14 protein-coding genes are annotated in these 18,337 nt (G+C 61.5%); 5 read left to right on the top strand and 9 right to left on the bottom strand.

Annotation, left to right across the window (positions count from 1 at the left end):
• From AO692_RS00460 to AO692_RS00450, 3 genes are all read right to left on the bottom strand, one after another.
• Positions 1-693 carry an HAD family hydrolase gene (locus AO692_RS00460; RefSeq protein ID WP_054308059.1) on the bottom strand — a complete coding sequence of 231 codons (693 nt, stop codon included), beginning with the start codon at positions 691-693 and terminating at the stop codon, positions 1-3.
• Entirely contained in the window at positions 693-3,146 is a 2,454-nt protein-coding gene (locus AO692_RS00455) for an FAD-dependent oxidoreductase (RefSeq protein WP_054308058.1), read from the bottom strand. Before AO692_RS00455 ends, AO692_RS00460 begins: the two co-directional genes overlap by 1 nt.
• A gap of 229 nt (positions 3,147-3,375) precedes the next feature.
• Positions 3,376-3,963 (bottom strand): XRE family transcriptional regulator, encoded by a 588-nt coding sequence (locus AO692_RS00450; RefSeq protein WP_054308057.1) that lies wholly within the window; start codon positions 3,961-3,963, stop codon positions 3,376-3,378.
• A gap of 181 nt (positions 3,964-4,144) precedes the next feature.
• Here AO692_RS00450 and AO692_RS00445 point away from each other — a divergent pair, with 181 nt between their 5' ends.
• Positions 4,145-4,855, top strand: a complete 711-nt coding sequence (locus AO692_RS00445; protein ID WP_054308056.1) for a nitroreductase — start codon at positions 4,145-4,147, stop codon at positions 4,853-4,855.
• A gap of 68 nt (positions 4,856-4,923) precedes the next feature.
• Here AO692_RS00445 and AO692_RS00440 read toward each other — a convergent pair whose 3' ends face one another.
• The 6 genes from AO692_RS00440 to AO692_RS00415 all read right to left on the bottom strand — a co-directional run bounded on the left by AO692_RS00440 (position 4,924) and on the right by AO692_RS00415 (position 12,070).
• Positions 4,924-6,366 (bottom strand): MFS transporter, encoded by a 1,443-nt coding sequence (locus AO692_RS00440; RefSeq protein WP_054308055.1) that lies wholly within the window; start codon positions 6,364-6,366, stop codon positions 4,924-4,926.
• 154 nt (positions 6,367-6,520) lie between these two features.
• Entirely contained in the window at positions 6,521-6,907 is a 387-nt protein-coding gene (locus AO692_RS00435; RefSeq protein WP_054308054.1) for a Rid family hydrolase, read from the bottom strand.
• A gap of 22 nt (positions 6,908-6,929) precedes the next feature.
• Positions 6,930-7,517 carry a sarcosine oxidase subunit gamma family protein gene (gene soxG / locus AO692_RS00430; protein WP_054308053.1) on the bottom strand — a complete coding sequence of 196 codons (588 nt, stop codon included), beginning with the start codon at positions 7,515-7,517 and terminating at the stop codon, positions 6,930-6,932.
• Positions 7,510-10,503 carry a sarcosine oxidase subunit alpha family protein gene (locus AO692_RS00425; RefSeq protein ID WP_054308052.1) on the bottom strand — a complete coding sequence of 998 codons (2,994 nt, stop codon included), beginning with the start codon at positions 10,501-10,503 and terminating at the stop codon, positions 7,510-7,512. Before AO692_RS00425 ends, soxG begins: the two co-directional genes overlap by 8 nt.
• On the bottom strand, positions 10,500-10,802 hold the full coding sequence (locus tag AO692_RS00420) for a sarcosine oxidase subunit delta family protein (protein ID WP_054308051.1): 303 nt from the start codon (positions 10,800-10,802) through the stop codon (positions 10,500-10,502). The genes AO692_RS00425 and AO692_RS00420 overlap by 4 nt, the downstream gene beginning before the upstream one ends.
• Positions 10,803-10,810: 8 nt before the next feature.
• On the bottom strand, positions 10,811-12,070 hold the full coding sequence (locus AO692_RS00415; protein ID WP_054308050.1) for a sarcosine oxidase subunit beta family protein: 1,260 nt from the start codon (positions 12,068-12,070) through the stop codon (positions 10,811-10,813).
• A gap of 214 nt (positions 12,071-12,284) precedes the next feature.
• On the opposite strand from AO692_RS00415, the gene AO692_RS00410 reads away from it, so the two are divergent.
• The 4 genes from AO692_RS00410 (at position 12,285) to AO692_RS00395 (ending at position 18,305) form a co-directional block, all read left to right on the top strand.
• Entirely contained in the window at positions 12,285-14,903 is a 2,619-nt protein-coding gene (locus AO692_RS00410; protein ID WP_244483216.1) for a mechanosensitive ion channel family protein, read from the top strand.
• A gap of 139 nt (positions 14,904-15,042) precedes the next feature.
• Positions 15,043-15,306 carry a hypothetical protein gene (locus AO692_RS00405; protein ID WP_054308049.1) on the top strand — a complete coding sequence of 88 codons (264 nt, stop codon included), beginning with the start codon at positions 15,043-15,045 and terminating at the stop codon, positions 15,304-15,306.
• 207 nt (positions 15,307-15,513) lie between these two features.
• Complete coding sequence (locus tag AO692_RS00400) at positions 15,514-16,953, top strand: UbiA family prenyltransferase (protein WP_054308048.1); 1,440 nt, start codon at positions 15,514-15,516, stop codon at positions 16,951-16,953.
• A complete protein-coding gene (locus AO692_RS00395; RefSeq protein ID WP_054308430.1) occupies positions 16,950-18,305 on the top strand; it encodes an FAD-binding oxidoreductase in 1,356 nt (451 codons plus the stop codon). The genes AO692_RS00400 and AO692_RS00395 overlap by 4 nt, the downstream gene beginning before the upstream one ends.
• The last annotated feature ends 32 nt before the right edge of the window (positions 18,306-18,337 follow it).

The following is an 18,337-nucleotide window of genomic DNA, read 5'->3' as shown; positions in this document are numbered from 1 at the left end:
TCAGGCTCCTGCTATCGCAGAGGTCGTTGGACCGGATTTGGTGAGCACCAGCCTGCCACCCTCGGCGAGCAAGGGTGTCAGGGAACCATATCCGGCGATGGTTGGATGCGTCGTTTCGACGGTGTGCTTGTGCGTGGCGGTTATGACCACGACTTTGGTGCCGGCTGCTTCCGCAGCCTGGATGCCCGCCGGCGCGTCCTCGAAGACCAGGCAATCCTGTGGATTCAGGCCAAGCCTTTCGGCGGCAAGCAGGAAGCAGTCGGGCTCCGGCTTGCCGTTGGCCACATCTTCTCCCGTGATCATCAGCGGCGGTATCGGCAGACCCGTGGCTTCCAGCCGACGGATCGCCAGCCGACGCGGCGACGAGGTGACGATCGCCCAGCGCAGCGGCGGCAGCTCATTGAGGAATGCTGCCGCGCCGGAAATGGCTTCGATGCCTTCGACGTCCTGGAACTCAGCCTCAGTCAACGCTTCGACTTCCGCCATGACATCGATGCCGGGCAAGTTCAGCCGGCGGATGGTTTCCACAGCGCGCACGCCATGGATGGTCGGCAGGAACGTCTCGACATCAAGTCCATGCTTCTGCGCCCACGTCGCCCACACCCGCTCGGCAGCGGCAATCGAGCTCAAGATGGTGCCATCCATGTCGAAGAGGAAGGCGCCGAAGGTGTGGTCGGGGAAGGGAAGGGTCATTATGCGCGCAGCCTTTGATTTTCGGGGTCCCACAAGGGTTTGTCCTCCTGGACCGTCGCCTTGAAGCGTTCGCCGAAAATCTCGACTTCGATTTCGGTGCCCGGCACGGCCAGATCGGCGCGCACCATGCCGAGCGCAATGGATTTGTCCACCCTGTAACCCCAACCTCCCGACGTCGTTTCGCCAACGATCGTACCGTCATGCCAAAGTGTGGACATGTAGGGCGCGTCGCATTCCCCAGGGGCCTGCACGACCAGCGTCGCAAACCGTTTCTGCACGCCTTGCTGCTTCTCGTTCAGCAGCGCCGCCTTGCCACGGAAATCCGGTTTGTCCCATTTCACAAAGCGTTCCAGCCCACCCTGCAAAATAGTATAGTCGGTCGAGAGATCGCCCTTCCAGGCACGGTAACCTTTTTCGAGACGCAGGCTGTCGAGGGCGAACATGCCGAAGGGTTTCAGGCCGTGCTTCTGCCCGGCAGTCCAGACGGCGTCGAAGACGGCGGCAGTATCCTCAACCTTGGTGTGCAATTCCCAGCCGAGTTCGCCGGCAAAGGAGACGCGCACCAATTGCAGCCAGCGGCCGGCAATCTGGCAGGATTGATGCGAGAGCCAGGGCAAGGTCAGATCAGCGTCCGTCACATCGGTCAGTATGGCCCGTGAATTCGGTCCGGACAGAATCTGGCAGGAGAAACTCTCGGTCATATCCTGCAGCGTGATTTCCGTGCCCTGGGGGAGTTGCTTCGAAAGCCACTCGAAGTCATGCAACTGTGCCACCGCGGCGGTGATCAGGAAAAAGAAGTCCTCCTCCAAGGCCATGATCGACATCTCGGTGACGATACGACCCTTGTCGTCGGCGAAATAACCGAGGCCGATGCGGCCGGGCTTCGGCACCACACCGGTTGTCAGGGTGGAGAGCCACGCGCGGGCGCCGGGACCTTTCAGGCGGAAACGGCTGAATCCAGGCAGGTCGAGAATGCCGGCGGCATCGCGCACGGCCAGGCATTCCTCCCGAATGCGTGGCTCCCACGGCCCTGAGCGGGCGAAGGTCTGCGTCGATTGCTCCGAAATGTCGTCGCCCGGCTTGGCGTACCAGGTTGCACGTTCCCAGCCATTATAGGCGCCGAACTGTGCTCCCATGGCCTTCAGGCGTTCATGCAGCGGCGAAAGCTTGCGGTCGCGTGCCGCCGGCCAAGCGTGGCGTGGGAAATGGATGGCGTATTCGTGGCCATAGACTTCCATACCCTTGGCGACGGCATAGTCCTGAGCCGATCCGAACGCCGTGAAGCGGCGTGGATCGCATGACCACATGTCCCATTCGGTCTGGCCTTCCGTCACCCATTCGGCGAGCACCTTGCCGGCGCCGCCGGCCTGGGCGATGCCGAATGTGAAGACACAGGCCTCAAAAGCGTTGGGCACGCCGGGCATCGGCCCAAGCAGCGGGTTGCCGTCCGGTGCGTAAGGGATCGGGCCGTTGATGACCTTGGAAAGGCCGGCGGTGCCGAGAATGGGGACCCGTTCGATGGCATCGTTCAGGTACCATTCCAGCCGCTCGAGATCGTCCGGGAAGAGCTGGAACGAGAAGTCGGCCGGCATCGGGTCGCCTGAGGTGGCCCAGTGCGCATGGCAGTTGCGCTCATAGGGGCCGAGATTCATGCCGTTCTTTTCCTGGCGCAGGTAGTAGGAGGAATCGACGTCGCGCAGCAGCGGCAACTTGTGGCCGGCTTCCTTCGACCAGGCAGCAAGCTCGGGGATTTCGTCAAAGAGAATGTATTGATGGCTCATCACCATCATTGGCACTTCACGGCCGAACATCCTGCCCACTTCGGCGGCACGATAGCCGGCGGCGTTGACGACGTATTCGCAGCGGATTTCGCCTTTCTCGGTCACCACCACCCATTCGCTGCGCTCGCGCCGCACGGCGATAACCGGGCAGAAGCGAATGATCCTGGCGCCCTTGTCGCGTGCGCCCTTCGCGAGTGCCTGGGTGAGCTGGGCCGGGTCGATGTCGCCGTCATTCGGGTCGTAGAGTGCGCCCTGCAATTCATGTGTCTCGATGAAAGGGTAGCGTGCCTTGACCTCGTCGGTGCCGATGACTTCGATCGCCATGCCTTGATAGCGGCCCATGCCCTTGGCGCGCTGGAATTCCTGCATGCGCTCCTGGCTGTGCGCCAGCCGGATCGAGCCGGTGACGTGGTAGTTCATCGGATAGTCGACTTCTGCCGCCAGCCCCCGGTAGAGCTCGGTCGAATAGCGCTGCATGTTCATCAGCGACCAGGAGGACGAAAAGGTCGGCACGTTGCCAGCCGCGTGCCAGGTCGAGCCGGAGGTCAGTTCGTTCTTTTCGAGCAGAACGCAATCGGTCCAGCCCGCCTTGGCGAGATGATAGAGGGCCGATACGCCCACCGCGCCGCCGCCGATGATGACCACACGCGCCGTCGTCGGAATTCCGGCCATTCTGTCCTCCCGATTTCCTGGAGCGTTTCCGTTTTTTACGGAAACGCTCTAACCCTTTGTTCTACCCAATTCCGGACGGAAAACCGCTACGCACTTTTCCTGGAATTGCTCTAGAGTGGAAAGTGATCGATGGATCGGAATTCCGCTCTATCTATTTGTTTTGCCACACGATCCTTGTCCGAAGGGTCCGCAGTTTTTGTTTCGCTGACCTCGGTTCAGGATCATGTTTCTAGTAGACCGGTGGCGAGACCACCCAGATCACCACTGCGGGCACCGTTCCCGGGTTCCTCCAGCGGAACGGCTTGCCGGCAAAGCGAAAGCTGTCGCCTTCGCCAAGTGTGTGCCAGGCCCCATCAATCTCGATCTCGAAAGTGCCGGACGTGACGTAGCCGGCTTCTTCGGTTGGCCTTGTCGCGGCCTTCTTCAATTCCGCACCCGGCGCGAATTCCGAGCGCAACATCTCGAAACTGCCGCCGAGGTCAGGTGACAACAGCTCTTCCACCAGTCCCGATTCGCTGGTACCCAGCGACCGTCGCCGACCGCCGCGCACCACCACCCCCCGCTCGTTTTCTTCCGGCACGTCATGGCTGAAGAACAGGCTGAGTGGCACGTCGAACAAGTCCGCCATGGCGCGAAGATCGCCAAGCGACGGCACGGAAAGGCCACGTTCGACCTGGCTGACCCAGCCGACCGAGCGGCCGAGTTTCAGGGCGATTTCGGCCAGGGTCAGGCCCCGCGTCTTGCGTAGCGCGCGAATGTCTGCGGCGAGAAAACGTTCGCCGGTCTGCGCGTCCGGTTGGGCAGCAGGTGATGTCACTGTTCGACCGTTCGTGAAAAAATCAGCTATAATTTCATGAGACGCCAAGTGCGTGAAAAGATCAAGCGCGATCTAATGGTCCAGACAAAATTGCTTGCGGTATTTTGGTGCTTCATGCAAAGGCACCGCGACCGCGCGTTGGGGGACGTGCCCATTGAAATCCTGCGTTGAAGAGATTGCCATGCTGGCACCTGAAAGCAGCACCCCGAAGTTGGACGAAGCGACGATCGTGGACGAAGCGATCATCTCGCGCCGATCCGTTCGCGCCTTCCTGCCCGATCCGGTCGACGATGCGACGATCCGCGACATCCTGAATGTCGCCTCGCGCGCACCGTCCGGCACGAACATGCAGCCGTGGAAAGTGTATGTTGCGAAAGGCGAAGTGAAGCAGAAGCTGAGCGATGCCATCCTGAATTCCGGCATCCGCGCCGAAAAGGCGGAATGGGATGAGTACCGCTATTATCCCGACCAGTTCTTCGAGCCCTATCTCACACGCCGTCGTGCTAACGGTTTCGGCCTCTACGGTGCGCTGGGAATCGGCCGGCGCGAAGTCGACAAGATGCGTGCACAGCACGACCGCAACTTCATCTTCTTCGACGCGCCCGTCGGTATGATCTTCACCATCGACCGCCGGCTGAACCAGGGCTCGTGGATCGACTATGGCATGTTCCTGGAAAATATCATGATCGCCGCGCGGGCGAGAGGGTTGCACACCTGCCCGCAGGCGGCTTTCGCTCCCTATCACCGGCAGATCCGCCCTGTACTCGATATTTCCGAGGAAGAGATCGTCGTGTGCGGCATGGCGCTTGGGCATGAAGACACGTCAAAGCCGGAAAGCGCTTTCCGTACCGACCGTGCGCCGCTGGAGGAGTGGGTGAGGTTTGTTGGGTGAAGTGAGCAGGGAATAGGGAATAGCAAATAGGGTTGAGAGACCTGTCGAGGTAAGATCGTCGCTACTCGCTACTCGCTACTCGCTACCGCATTCCCACTGACATTCTGGCCGTCCTGCGGCGTCAGCCGGCGATAGGCGAGCAGTGCGCAGAGCGTGATCAAGGCTTCGATCACGAACAGAACGCGGAAATCCGCAACAGAAGCATGTCCTCCCGCACCCGCCAGCAACGACAGAACCGCGGCGGCGATGCCGACGCCGATGGCGACCGCAAGCTGCCACAGGATGTAATAGAGCGCGCTGAAACGGGCGAGTTGTTCAGGTTCGATATCGGCATAGGCAAGGTTGCCGGTCGAGGCCCATTGCACCGAACGGAATACCCCGAACATGAAGATGTAGGTCAGCACGATCCACACCGGGGTTGTCGCCTGGATGAGGGCAAAACCGGCGACAAGAGCGGCGACGATCGGGGTGTTGGTGACCAGCACGCGGCGGAAGCCATAGCGCTTCAGCATGGCGGGCATCATAAACCGGGTGAGCAGCGAACCGACTGCTGCCATGAACGTCAGCGATCCGGCGTGGACAGCGCTCATGCCGAAGCCGAGCTGGAACATCAGCGGCAAGATGAAGACGACCGAGCTCAGGCCGATCGTGTCTAGGCCGCCGCCGGTCAGGAAAGCGACGCGGAAGGTGCGAATGCGCAAAAGCCTGAGATCCAGGACAGGATTGCGCGCTCGCAGCAGGTAAAAGACGGCGAAGCCAAGCAGGGCGACAGCGATCGCGACCTGCGCGGCGATCAGGCTGCCCGCCATGTCTTTGGCGGCGAGTGAATCCATGCCGAGCACCAGAAGCACCATGCCGACGCCGACAAGAGCGAAGCCTGGAAAGTCGAATGGAGTACGAAGTGATTTCCTGGCTGTCGGAAACAGGGCCGCCGCAAGCAGAAGCGCAGCCAGTGCCAGGGGCACGTTGATGAAGAAGATCCAGCGCCAGGAAATGTAGGTCGTAAGCGCGCCGCCGACGAGCGGGCCAACCAGAGGCCCCGACTGGCCGGCCAGCGAGATATACATGTTGATCTTCAGCGTGCGATTGCGCGGAAAGCTCTGCAGCACGACGATCTGGCCCAGCGTGCCCATCAAGGCGCCGCCAAACCCCTGCAGGGCGCGGGCGCCGACGAGCGTCCACATGTCATTGGCGATGCCGCACAGCGCCGATGCGATGCCGAACACGATCAGCGCGAAGCAGTAGGCGTTGCGCAGGCCGAAGCGATCCGCAGCCCAGCCGCCCAGGGGCATCATGATGATGAGGCTCGCCACGTAGGCGGTGACCAGCAGGCCGAGCTGGCTTGGCGGGCGGGCGAGTGTTTCGCCTATGCCGGGAAGGGCGGTGACGACCACATTCTGGTCGAGGCTGGTCATGAAGACACCGCAAGCAACGGTGACCGGAATGAGCAGCGAAACGCCGTCCGGTGAATCGACGCGACCGGTTGCGGTCGCGGAAGTCTGTGCGTCCATGGTGAACGAAATCGAGCACCGGCCTTTTCGATCAATCGGCGGCGGCCGAAACCGTCGATTCTTTCAGTCAACTATCGAGCCGCCGCCGGTTCGCCTCTAGCGGCAGGATGAGCTCTTCGTAAGGCCAGTTCCAGGCGCACGGGCAGGGCGCTGTCTAACGTGCCGGCATGTAGGCCATGCATTCGAGCTCGAGTTGCGCACCGAGCGCAAGGCCGTTTGCACCGAATGCAGAACGCGCCGGCAACCGGTCCGGATCGAAATATTCGAGATAGATCCGGTTGAAATCGCCCCATTTCGACATGTCGGCCAGCATGACCGTGCATTTAAAGATATCGGCGAAGCCAAGCCCGTTTTCCCTCAGAACCGAGCCGATGTTTTCCATCGTCTGGCGCGTTTCGGCTTCGATGCCACCCGATACCAGTTCCAGCTTGCCTGGTACATTGCCGAGCGCGCCCGACAGATAGAGAATATTGCCGACGCGCACCGCCTGGCTGAAAGGGAGCTTCGCTGCCTTGGCCGCCGGTGAATTGATGAATTCCATGACGCGACCTCTCGACTCGATTTCAGGCGACTTCGTATCCGACTTCTTCCGCCGCGTGACCGAGTGCCTTCCAGAAGGAGCGGGCAAAGGAGCGGAAGACATAGATGTCGAAACGGTCGCCGCCTGTTCTCTGGATCTGAGCGAAAACGTCGTGATGCGTGGTCGAGCGCGCGGCACCGACAGGGAAGGCGGGCAGGGCAAAGTCGACTGCGAAGAATTTCGCCAGGACCCATTCAGCCTCCGGCCCTTCGATGCGGATGGCCGTGCGGCCGTGTGACAGGTCCGTCATTGTGCCAATCGCCGGCGTGATCGCCTTGGTGAGTGCTACCGCGAGGCCTTCTGCCTCGTCGACGACCGTGAATTTGCCCGGGGCGAAGCCGAAGGCTGCCTTGTCGCCGTCAACGACACCGCCACCGGCGCCATCCGGCAAGGCAAGGCCGGATACCTTGCGGATGGCAGCGATTGCACGCGCTTCCTCACCCGGCCAGGCCGCAACCTGGGTGATTGAACCCGGGCGTGTCTCGGACAGGATCACACCAACGCCGTCTTCGAAGCGGCCGTGCGAGCCGACACGATAGACGGACTCAAGCGGCGAAAGGCGCTCAACCATGCATGCGGCTCCCTTCCGGGTCGAAGAAGTGGTGGCTGACGATCTCGACAGGACCGAAGCGCTTGCGTAGCGGGTCGGACATATGGGCGCGCGTGCCATGGCGGCTCTTGCCGCCCTGAACGAGCGCCAGAGCGATATATTTGCCGAGCGCCGGCGCATAGCAACAGGCCGTGATGTGACCGATCGATCCGTGCGGGTTTTCCTCGTCGAGTTCCTCGACGATGTGCGCGCCACCGTTGAGGGGCCGGTTGTCGAGAGCGACGATGCCGACGAGTTGCAGCCGGTCGGCGCCGATCAGACCTTCGCGGTCCATCATGGCCGAACCGATGAAGGGCTTTTTCTTCGATAGCATCCAGTCGAGGTGCAGGTCGCGCGCAGTGGTGCGGCCATCGATCTCGGCGCCGGTGACGTGGCCCTTCTCGATGCGCAGCGTGCCGAGTGCTTCCAACCCGTAGGGCACGAGGTCGAACGGTTTGCCTGCTTCGATCAACGCTTCCCAGACATGGGTGCCGTAGCCGGCGCCGCAGTAGACCTCGAAGGCCATCTCTCCGGAGAAGGACAGGCGACAGATCATCACCGGAACGCCGGCGATTTCGCCGTGGACGATGCCCATGAAAGGCAAAGCGGCATTGTCCACCGCAGTGCCCTTGACGCAGGCGGCGAGGATTTCCCGTGCCTTCGGCCCGCCGATCGCGGCGCCCGCCCATTCATCGGTGACGGAGGTGACGGTTACCCTCAATTCCGGCCAGATCACATCGAGGAAGTATTCCAGATGCTGCATCACCTTGCCAGCATTGGCCGTGGTGGTTGTCATCAGGAAATCGTCCTGGCCGAGACGCCAGGTGGTGCCATCGTCGAACGCGACGCCATCCTCGCGCAGCATCAGCCCGTAACGCGCCTTGCCGACAGGCAGGCTCGAGAAGATGTTCGTATAGACCCGATCGAGCAATTCTGCTGCATCCGGGCCTTGAACCGCGATCTTGCCGAGCGTTGAGACATCGACGATGCCGGCCGTCTCGCGCACGGCCTTGGCTTCGCGCACATAGGCCTGTTCGACCGTTTCGCCGGCATGGCCGTAGATCATAGGCCGGAACCAAAGGCCGGCGGAATACATCGTGGCACCCCGGGCAAGGTGCCAGTCGTGCATCGGCGTCAATCGCTCGGGCTTGAGATCGCCAAACCGTTCTGCCGCCAGCGAACCGATGGAAACGGCCGTATAGGGCGGGCGGAAACGCGTTGTGCCGACTTCCGGGATGGGTTTGCCGAGCGCTTCGGCCATTATGGCCAAGCCCGGAACATTCGAGCTCTTGCCCTGGTCTGTCGCCATGCCGAGCGTGGTGTAACGCTTCAGGTGCTCGACCGAGATGAAACCTTCGCGATGGGCCAGGCGCACGTCATCCGCGGTGACGTCGTGCTGGAAGTCGACGAAACTCTTGCCATCCGCCTTGATCTCGAACACCGGCGCCGGTTCGGGATTGACAAAGGTCGGCTCGATTGCCGGTTGCTCGACGACGCGTGGCTTGCCTCCTGCTGCGGCAAGCCCTGCAGCGTGGCCTTCGACGATCGCATCGGCGGTCGCGAGGTGTCCGGTGAAGGCGCCGGCGCCGCTCCAATTCTGCGTCGGCTGCGGCGGCAGAAAGGCCTGCAGCTTCTCGTCCCATTCGGGTTTCGCGCCAGCCTGGCTGGCCAGATGCAACACCGGCGACCATCCGCCGGACATCAGCAGGCAATCAGTCTGGATGCCGCGCTGTTCGCCGGTCAGCGTTCCGCTTACGCGGTCCAGCCGCTGGATCCTGATACCGCTCAGTGTTTTGCCGCCGTCCGTCGCAGATACTGCATGACCTGCAATCAGTTCCGCGCCGGCTGACGCGGCGAGCGCACGCGCCTGGTCGGAAATGTCGGTGCGGACATCGACGATCGTCGCAACATTGGCGCCGGCCTTCTTGAGGCTAGCGGCTGCCTGGTATGCGGTGTCGTTGTTGGTGAAGAGTGTGATCTTCTCACCGGGAAGCACACCGAACTGGTTGGTGTAGCGCTGCGCGGCGCTGGCCAGCATCACGCCGGGGCGATCGTTGCCAGGGAAAACGAGAGGCCGTTCCAAAGCGCCGGTGGCAAGCACGACCGAACCAGCGCGAATGGTCCAGTGGCGATGGCGCGGTTCGCCGCGTGCCGCGGTTTCCTTATGGTCCGAAACGCGCTCCAGGGCAGCCAGCGTGTTTCCGTCGTAATAGCCCCAGACCGAGGTGCGGGACAGCAGGCGGACATTGTTGCGGCCCTTGAGGCCGTTGACGATTTCGCTTGCCCAGTCTGCTGCTCGTGCACCGTCGATGGTCTCGCCGGACCAGTTAGCGGAACCGCCAAAACGTGGGTCAAGTTCCGCCAGGATAACGCGCGCGCCACTATCGGCGGCTGTTTTGGCGGCCATAAGCCCCGCAGGGCCGGAACCGACCACCAGCACGTCGCAGAAGGCATTCATGCGCTCGTAGCGGGCATCGTCGGCTACCGTGCCGGCGTGACCGAGGCCGGCGGCACGACGGATGAAATGCTCGCAGAACATCCAGAAGCGGGTGCCTTTGAGAGGGCCGACCACCGGTCCCATGAAGGTCTTGTAGTAGAAACCAGCGCCGATCACCTTGCTCGCGAGCTGGTTGACCGCACCGACATCCCAGTTCAGCGATGGGAAACGGTTCTGGCTCTCGACCCGCAAGCCGTCATAAATCTCGATGGCTGTTGCCGGAATGTTCGGCTCGCGCGCGGTGCCGCGCAGGATCGTGACCAGCGCGTTCGGCTCTTCCACACCGGCGCTCAAAACGCCGCGCGGCCGGTGATATTTGAAGGAGCGTCCCATCAGCGTGACGCCGCTGGCAAGCAGTGCCGAGGCCAGCGTGTCGCCGGGATGTCCGGTGTAAGGCACGCCGTCGAAGGTGAAGCGGATGGTCTTCAGCCGATCGATCTGACCGCCTGTCTCGTTACGGCGCGGGCTCATGCCTTGGCTCCCGGCTTACGCCGCTCGGTTGAACGATGATGGACGGCGCCGCGCACCGGCACGGTGCTTGAGGTGACATGAGATACCGTGTTGCGGATCACGCGAATGTGGCTGCGGCAGCCGCCGGAGTGCTGCCAGATCTCGTTGTGGTCACCGGCAGGGTTCTGCCGATCGTAGACATATTCGTTCCAGGCTTGCAGGTCCTGCGAATTGGGGGCAGGGCGCTGGCGGTTGCCGTCGCCCTGATAGGTGAATTCGGACACGTCCCGCGGGCCGCAATAGGGGCAGGTGAGCAGCATGATCAGTCCTAATGCAGGCGGGGCGTGGCGCCCTGGCCCTTCTCGTCGATGACCGCGCCACGATGGAAGCGGTCAAGCGTGAAGGCAGCGTTGAGGTCGTGCGGCTCATCGCGTGCGATGGTGTGGGCAAAGCAGAAGCCTGAGGCCGGGGTCGCCTTGAAGCCGCCGTAGCACCAGCCACAATTGAGATACATGCCGGGCAAGGGCCCCGTCGTGATGATGGGGGAACCGTCCATAGACATGTCGCACACACCCGCCCAGGAGCGCAGCATACGCACGCTGGCAAGGCTCGGGAACAGCGCCAGCATTTCTGCCATCACCTCTTCCACGATCGGCAGGTTGCCGCGTTGGGCATAGGAATTGTAACCGTCGAGATCGCCGCCATAGATCAGGCCTCCCTTGTCGGACTGGCCCATGTAGAAATGACCCATACCGAAGGTGACGACGGTGTCGAGGAACGGCTTCAGCGATTCCGAGACGAAGGCCTGCAGCACGTGGCTTTCGATCGGCAGCCGGTCGATACCGGCAAGCTGCATGACGCGGCCGGTGCTGCCGGCGGCAGCCAGAGCTACTTTTCTGGCGCGGATTTCGCCGCGAGTGGTGACAATGCCGGTGACGCGATCACCATCACGCAGGAAACCGGTGACTTCGCAATTTTCCAGGATGTCGACGCCGCGTCGGTCGGCGCCGCGCGCATAGCCCCACGCGACGGCGTCGTGACGGGCAGTGCCGGCACGCGGCTGCATCAGGCCGCCGAAAATGGGAAAACGCGCACTGGCCGAGACATCGATCGCCGGCATCAGCCGCTTGATCTCGGCAACCGACATCAACTCGGCATCGACGCCCTGGTGACGCATGGAGTTGCCCCGACGAGCATAGTCGTCGAACTGGGCGGGCGTGTGTGCGAGGTTGAGCACGCCGCGTTGCGAGAACATGACATTATAGTTGAGGTCGTGGGAAAGGTTCTCCCACAGCTTCATCGAGTGTTCGTAGAAGCGGGTATTTGGCGGCAGCAGATAGTTGGAACGCACAGCCGTGGTATTGCGGCCGACATTGCCGGAGCCGAGATAACCTTTTTCGACCACCGCGACATTGGTGATGCCGTGCTCCTTGGCGAGATAATAGGCCGTCGCAAGACCGTGCCCGCCGCCACCGACAATCACGACATCATAAGAAGCCTTGGGGTCGGGTTTGCGCCATGCAGGCTTCCAATCCTTGTTGCCGGACAGCGCATTGCGCAGCAGCGAGAGAGCCGAATATTCCGCCATGCCAACTCCATCCCGAATCCGCATGCGGCTCGGATAGCCCATTTCAATAGGAGACTATAGAGCCAGCCCTGCCGCCAAAGCCAGAATTGCGCCACGGCTTTTCGACTGACCGACCAGCGTACTCACGCGTGAAGCGGCTTGCTCCGCCCCAATGCCGTCTCTATCAAGGGCAAGATTTCGCAGCCTTGATGGCTGCTTCGCGAGTTGCCGGTCTATGCTGTTTCGATTTGTCCGTCTTTTGCTGACCCTGGTTCTCACCGCGGCGATGCCGGCACTGGTGCTGGCGCAGGTCGACATTCCGTTGCTTGGCGAAACCGCCCAGCCAGCCGCCCCGGCTCAACAAGCCGCACCGCCGCAAGCCGCACCGAACGGGACCGCTCAACCTGGACAGCCGTCGACTCAGGCTGCACCTGCGGCGCCGCAAGCCACACCGGAACAGACGCTACCCTCAGATGGGCTCATCACGGAGCAACAGAAAGCGCTCAAGGCTCTGGTGGCCAAGACTGACGGCTTCGCCAAACAGATCGACGACAACCAGGATGACGATGGCGCGTTGGTCGACATCCGAACGCAGTTGGAGGAGCTTTCCCGGCAGGCTCTCGATACCGCGACAGTCTTCCGCCCGCGGCTGACGGAAATCAACGCCAGGCTTGAGCAACTCGGGGCACCGCCTGCCCAAGGCCAGCCGGCGGAGCCGGATATCGTCGCCACGGAACGAAAGGCGCTGACGACCGAAAAAGCGGAGATCAATGCCGTCGTCGCGGGTGCTCAGACGCTTTCTGTCCGTATCGCGACGATGGGCGACAAGATTTCCACCCTACGTGGCGAGTTATTCCGAAAGACGCTGACCAAGCGTTATGCGCTGAATGATCTTTTGAGCACCAAGCTTGCCGTCGACGCGAACGCCGAATTCTCCAATCTGTACAGCGCCGTTTCGTCTTGGTTCTCGTTCGTCCTGAAATTCAAATACCAGGCCGCGCTTGTGGCAACGCTCATGGCGTTGGCGGCCGCTCTGGTCTTGCATATCGTGGTGCGGCGCATCTTCGGGCGTATCTTCGAGCCCGACCCGACTGTCGAGGAACCGACCTATCTCAGCCGCCTGTCGGCTGCGTTCTGGTCAACCTTGCTGCCGACGTTCGGCCTCGGTGTCTTCCTGACGTTGGCCTATTTCTTCTACGATTATTATGCGGTGCTGAGAGGTGATATCGGCCTCTTCCTGCGCTCGATCATTGGCGTCGTCCTGATCGTGTTCTGCGTTTATCGCCTCACCAATGCCGCGCTCTCCCCAAACGTACCCAACTGGCGGCTGATTCCAGTCGAATCCGGCCCCGCGCGCTGGCTAGTGGCATTGTCCACCGCCATGGCGGTGGTGCTCGGCGTCAATGGCTTCCTGGCCGTGGTGAACGAGCAGATGGGCTCGCCTCTGTCGCTTACCGTTGGGCGCAGCTTTGTCGCCACCGTTATCGTCGGCCTGATCCTGATCATGATGGGTCTGGTGCGACCGTTTCGCACGAAGTCGGGCGAATGGCGGCCGTGGCCGGCCTGGCTACGGTTCCTTGCCTATGCGCTTGGGACCATAACGATCGTCGCAGCTCTGCTTGGCTATATCGGTTTCGCCAATTTCCTGGCGGGTCAGATCGTGGTGACCAGCACGCTCCTCATCACCGCCTATATCGGCTTCCTGTCAGCGCGGGCCATCGGCGCCGAGGGCGGTTTCGCGGAAACCTCGGTGGGACGCTGGATCGCCGGTCGAACAAGTTTGGAGGAGGGCACGCTTGATCAGCTGGGGTTGGCAACAAGCATTGCCCTCAATCTGCTGATCGTCGTCGTTTTCCTGCCAATGCTGCTTTTGATGTGGGGCTTCCAGTTCGCCGATATCCAGGCCTGGGCCTACAGGATCGCGATGGGCGTCACGGTCGGATCCGTGACCATTTCGCTGTTCGGCATCCTGACGGGCGTCATCGTCTTCATCCTCGGCTACTTCCTGACGCGCTGGTTCCAGTCCTGGCTCGACGATTCCGTCATGGCGCGCGGCAAGGTCGATACCGGCGTGCGCAACTCGATCCGGCTTGTGGTCGGCTATGCCGGTGTTGCCCTGGCGGCGGTCGTCGGGGTCTCATCGGCGGGCATCAACCTGTCCAACCTTGCCCTGATTGCCGGTGGTCTTTCCCTCGGTCTCGGTTTCGGTCTCCAGAACGTGGTCTCCAACTTCGTCTCCGGCCTGATCCTCCTTGCCGAGCGGCCGTTCAAGGTTGGCGACTGGATCGTGGCCGGCGACGTCAGCGGAACCGTCAAAAAGATCAGCGTTCGTGCAACCGAAATCGAAACCTTCCAGCGCCAGTCGGTGATCCTGCCGAACTCCAATCTGATCAACAGCGCTGTCGGCAACTGGACACACCGCAACAAGCTCGGCCGGGTCGAGATCAAGGTCGGTGTTGCCTATGGTTCGGATGTCCGGCGTGTGCACGAAGTCCTGCTCGAGATCGCACGCGGGCACCAACTGGTGTTGAAAAATCCGGAACCTTTCGTGCAATTCGTCAATTTCGGCACGAATGCACTGGAGTTCGAAATCCGTGTCTTCCTCGCCGACATCCTGAACGGCGGTTCGGTGCAGAACGATATCCGTTTTGCCATCATGGATGCTTTTGGCGCGGAAGGCATCGAGATCCCGTCGGCGCCGCGTCAGCAGATGCCTCATGCGGACAAGGAGCCTTGGCCGATCGACGACGACAAGACCGAGGCGCTGCATGCGGAGGAACAGGCAGCGAAGGAAGAGGAGGAGCGCAGTCAACCGAGGGGTCGTCGCCGAGCGCGCCGGCCTGATCCGAGCTAGCTTTCACGCCAGCTTCAACCGATTGCGGCATGAATGAGGCATTCAGTTGCGGTTCAGCTTGATTGTCCTATAAGCTTGATTGCGAAGGGCGAAAATGCCTCGCGAACGCAACAGAGGCGGTGGAAACACCGGAATTGCAATGTGGAAGATCCTCATCGCCGCCGTCGCTCTCATAGCCGCGAGCGAGGTGGGCCATACGGCCAGCGCCGTCAACAAGGACAATGAGACCCGCACGCTGATCGTGACCGAAGGCGGCGGCAAGAGCGAGTTGACGCTTGCGGGCGGCGAGACTGTAGAGTTCTGCGCGAGCGGCTGTTTCGTGACCTTGCCCAATGGCGATCTCGAAGCGCTGACCGGTTCCGAGACGATCGTGATCTCGGGTGGCAATGCGACCGTAAAATAGGCGCGAAACGCGGGCTTTGAAGGGATAAGGCCGGACATCTGTCCGGCCTTTATTCTTTTGTGGTAAGCTCCACTTAACGACGACCGGCAAAACAGGACGGCGGGCACCTGTTTTGTGGGGTCTTTTCAGCGCTCGGTAATGTGTCCCGCCACTATATCCGGTCCGACGGCTGCTTATGGTAGCCTGGGTGGGTGGGACAACGAAGCCATGGATGCGCGCTCTGACAGGAACGCAACGCCACTTGCTGTCGATCTGGACGGCACCTTGCTTGCGACCGATCTCCTGTGGGAAGGACTGTTCGTCCTTCTCAAGAAGAATCCGCTTTATCTCCTTCTCATTCCTGTCTGGTTGGTCGGCGGTCCTGCCCGATTGAAGCAGGAAATCGCCAGCCGTATCGATATCGATCCCGCAATTTTGCCCTATCGCGAATCGCTGCTTTCCAGACTCCGCGCTGAGTGGGCGGATGGGCGAAAGCTCGTGCTTGCCACTGGCACACCACGCAAATTCGCAGAAGCAATCGCGACCCATCTCGGCATCTTCGACAGGGTGATCGCCACAGACGGCACCGACAACCTGACCTCGGTCAAGAAACGCAGCGCGCTGGTGGCCCTCTATGGCGACGGTGGCTTCGACTATGCCGGCAATAGCCGCCACGATCTCAAGGTCTTCGACGCTGCGCGCAACGCCATCGTCGTGGCACCGGACCGCGCTGCCAAGCGTTGGCAAGACAGGAACGGTGGCGAACTGGTGCCAGGCCCTGAGCGGTCTCTGAAGACCGTATTCGGGATGCTTCGTGTGCACCAATGGGCCAAGAATGGGCTCATCGCAGTACCGATGGTGCTTTCGGCCGAATATTTCAATCCAATGATGCTGTGGCAGACGCTGATGGCCTTTATCGCCTTCAGCGCGGTCGCGTCAGCCATATACATCGTCAATGACTTCTTCGACCTGCCATTGGATCGCCGCCATCCGACCAAGCGTGATCGGCCCTTTGCCGCGGGCACGCTCTCCATTCCTTTCGGCATCGGATCGATCATCGTCCTGCTTGCCATTGGCGTCGCTGTCAGTCTGACGCTGGTGCCTGTCTTTGGTGCCGTGCTCGTCGGTTACACGGTGATCACGCTGGCCTATTCGCTGGCGTTGAAACGCATGCTGCTCGTGGATGTGCTCACGCTTGCCGGTCTCTATACGGTAAGGGTTCTGGCTGGTGCCGCCGCCACGGGCGTGGAAGTGTCCTTCTGGCTGCTTGCATTTTCGATCTTCTTCTTCCTGTCCCTGGCGCTGGTGAAGCGTTTCGTCGAGTTGCGAACCTCGACACCAGCGCCTGGCGAACGGATTGCCGGCCGTGGCTATCGTGCCGAAGATCATGACGTCATCGCGCAAGCCGGCCTGGCTTCGGCATTCTCTTCCGCACTGGTGTTGGCGCTCTATATGGACAGCACCGAGATGCGTGGCCTTTACCCGCATCCGTGGATGATCTGGCCTTTGCCGCCGATCATTTTGTATTTGGCGATGCGCATCTGGATCCTCGCCCGCCGCGGCGAGATGCATGATGATCCCGTCGTCTTTATCATTCGTGACTGGCGCAGCCAGGTTTTCGTGCTGATCGGCGCGGCGCTGTTGGTTGCAGGAGCGTGGCCGAATTGAACTCAAGTCGTTTCCAGAGTTTCGGCAGGGCGACACCGCCGGCCACGAAGGTCATTTCGGCAGCCGACGCTGTCGCGCTGCTGAAGAGTGGCAGCGCGCGCCCGGATTCACTGCTCGCATATGGCAACGGCCGTTCCTATGGCGATACGTGCCAGAACGTCTCGGGCACGCTTGTCGATATGCGGTCATTGACCAGAGTACACTCCTTCAACGACGAAACAGGCTTGCTCGAGGCAGATGCCGGCGTGCTGCTCGCAGACATCATCGCTTATGCCGCACCGTTCGGATTTTTCCCACCCGTTGTGCCCGGCACCCAGTTCGTGACGCTTGGCGGTGCCATCGCGAACGACGTGCACGGCAAGAACCATCATCGGCGCGGCACCTTCGGCTGCCACGTAGAAGCCTTCACGCTGCTGCGTTCGGACGGTCATGTTCTTACCTGCTCAGAAACCCAGAATACTCGCCTGTTCTGGGCAACAATCGGGGGTATGGGGCTCACGGGCTTGATCCTGTCCGCCACAATCCGTCTGATGCGGGTGCCGTCGCTGGATGTTCTGGAAACGGTGACCCGGTTTGGCAATCTTGCGGAATATTTCGATCTTGCCGAAGCCGCAGACCAGGCCAACGAATATGCGGTGGCGTGGATCGACCAGTTGGCCAGTGGCCGTCGCCTGGGCCGTGGCCTGCTGTTCACAGGCAATCATGCCGACCACGGTTCGCATGGGGCGCCAAAGCCGGGCCGGCGTTTCTCGGTGCCCTTCCAGCCGCCGGTCACGGTTCTCAACCGGCCGTTCCTGAAGATGTTCAACACCGCCTATCGGTGGAAAAAGGGTAGAGCAAGCGATCCGCACAGGGTTGGATATCAGGGGTTCTTCTTTCCGCTCGACGGCGTGCGTGACTGGAACCGGCTTTATGGACCAACTGGTCTTTATCAACATCAAAGCGTCGTTCCCGGCGAGGCGGCACGTGAAGCCGTGCCAGCGTTGCTGGCGGCCGCAAAGCGCGCCGGGCAGGGTTCGTTCCTGACCGTGCTGAAGCGCTTCGGCACCGTCCGCTCACCCGGGATGCTGTCTTTCCCTCGTCCCGGCTACACGTTGACGCTCGATTTTCCAAACCGAGGTCAAAAGACCCTGGCATTGCTTGCCGAACTTGATCGCATAGCAGTCACGGCAGGCGGGGCGGTCAATCCCTACAAGGATGCGCGCATGAGCGCGGAAACCTTCGCAGCCTCGTTTCCCGATTGGCGGCGGCTGGAAGCGGTCCGTGATCCGGCCTTTCTGTCGAGTTTCTGGGCGCGCACCGCTCAACGGCTGGGCCCGCAGCGCAGCGGCCTGTCCGAAGCGGCTGAATGACAGGGCCTCATTCCGACGCAGGTAAACAGAAT

It is taken from the genome of Mesorhizobium sp. 1M-11, assembly GCF_001303895.1.
Lineage (GTDB): Bacteria > Pseudomonadota > Alphaproteobacteria > Rhizobiales > Rhizobiaceae > Mesorhizobium.
The sequence above is the reverse complement of the archived record's forward strand: the minus strand, read 5'-3'. Positions and strand labels throughout refer to the sequence as shown.

Excerpts from the sequence above, each read along its gene's own strand:
- AO692_RS00455 (WP_054308058.1), bottom strand. The coding sequence starts at position 3,146 with ATGGCCGGAATTCCGACGACGGCGCGTGTGGTCATCATCGGCGGCGGC.
- AO692_RS00425 (WP_054308052.1), bottom strand. The coding sequence starts at position 10,503 with ATGAGCCCGCGCCGTAACGAGACAGGCGGTCAGATCGATCGGCTGAAG.
- AO692_RS00415 (WP_054308050.1), bottom strand. The coding sequence starts at position 12,070 with ATGGCGGAATATTCGGCTCTCTCGCTGCTGCGCAATGCGCTGTCCGGC.
- AO692_RS00440 (WP_054308055.1), bottom strand. The coding sequence starts at position 6,366 with ATGGACGCACAGACTTCCGCGACCGCAACCGGTCGCGTCGATTCACCG.
- AO692_RS00405 (WP_054308049.1), top strand. The coding sequence starts at position 15,043 with ATGTGGAAGATCCTCATCGCCGCCGTCGCTCTCATAGCCGCGAGCGAG.
- AO692_RS00410 (WP_244483216.1), top strand. The coding sequence starts at position 12,285 with ATGCTGTTTCGATTTGTCCGTCTTTTGCTGACCCTGGTTCTCACCGCG.
- AO692_RS00445 (WP_054308056.1), top strand. The coding sequence starts at position 4,145 with ATGCTGGCACCTGAAAGCAGCACCCCGAAGTTGGACGAAGCGACGATC.
- AO692_RS00400 (WP_054308048.1), top strand. The coding sequence starts at position 15,514 with ATGGATGCGCGCTCTGACAGGAACGCAACGCCACTTGCTGTCGATCTG.
- AO692_RS00420 (WP_054308051.1), bottom strand. The coding sequence starts at position 10,802 with ATGCTGCTCACCTGCCCCTATTGCGGCCCGCGGGACGTGTCCGAATTC.
- AO692_RS00460 (WP_054308059.1), bottom strand. The coding sequence starts at position 693 with ATGACCCTTCCCTTCCCCGACCACACCTTCGGCGCCTTCCTCTTCGAC.
- AO692_RS00435 (WP_054308054.1), bottom strand. The coding sequence starts at position 6,907 with ATGGAATTCATCAATTCACCGGCGGCCAAGGCAGCGAAGCTCCCTTTC.
- soxG (WP_054308053.1), bottom strand. The coding sequence starts at position 7,517 with ATGGTTGAGCGCCTTTCGCCGCTTGAGTCCGTCTATCGTGTCGGCTCG.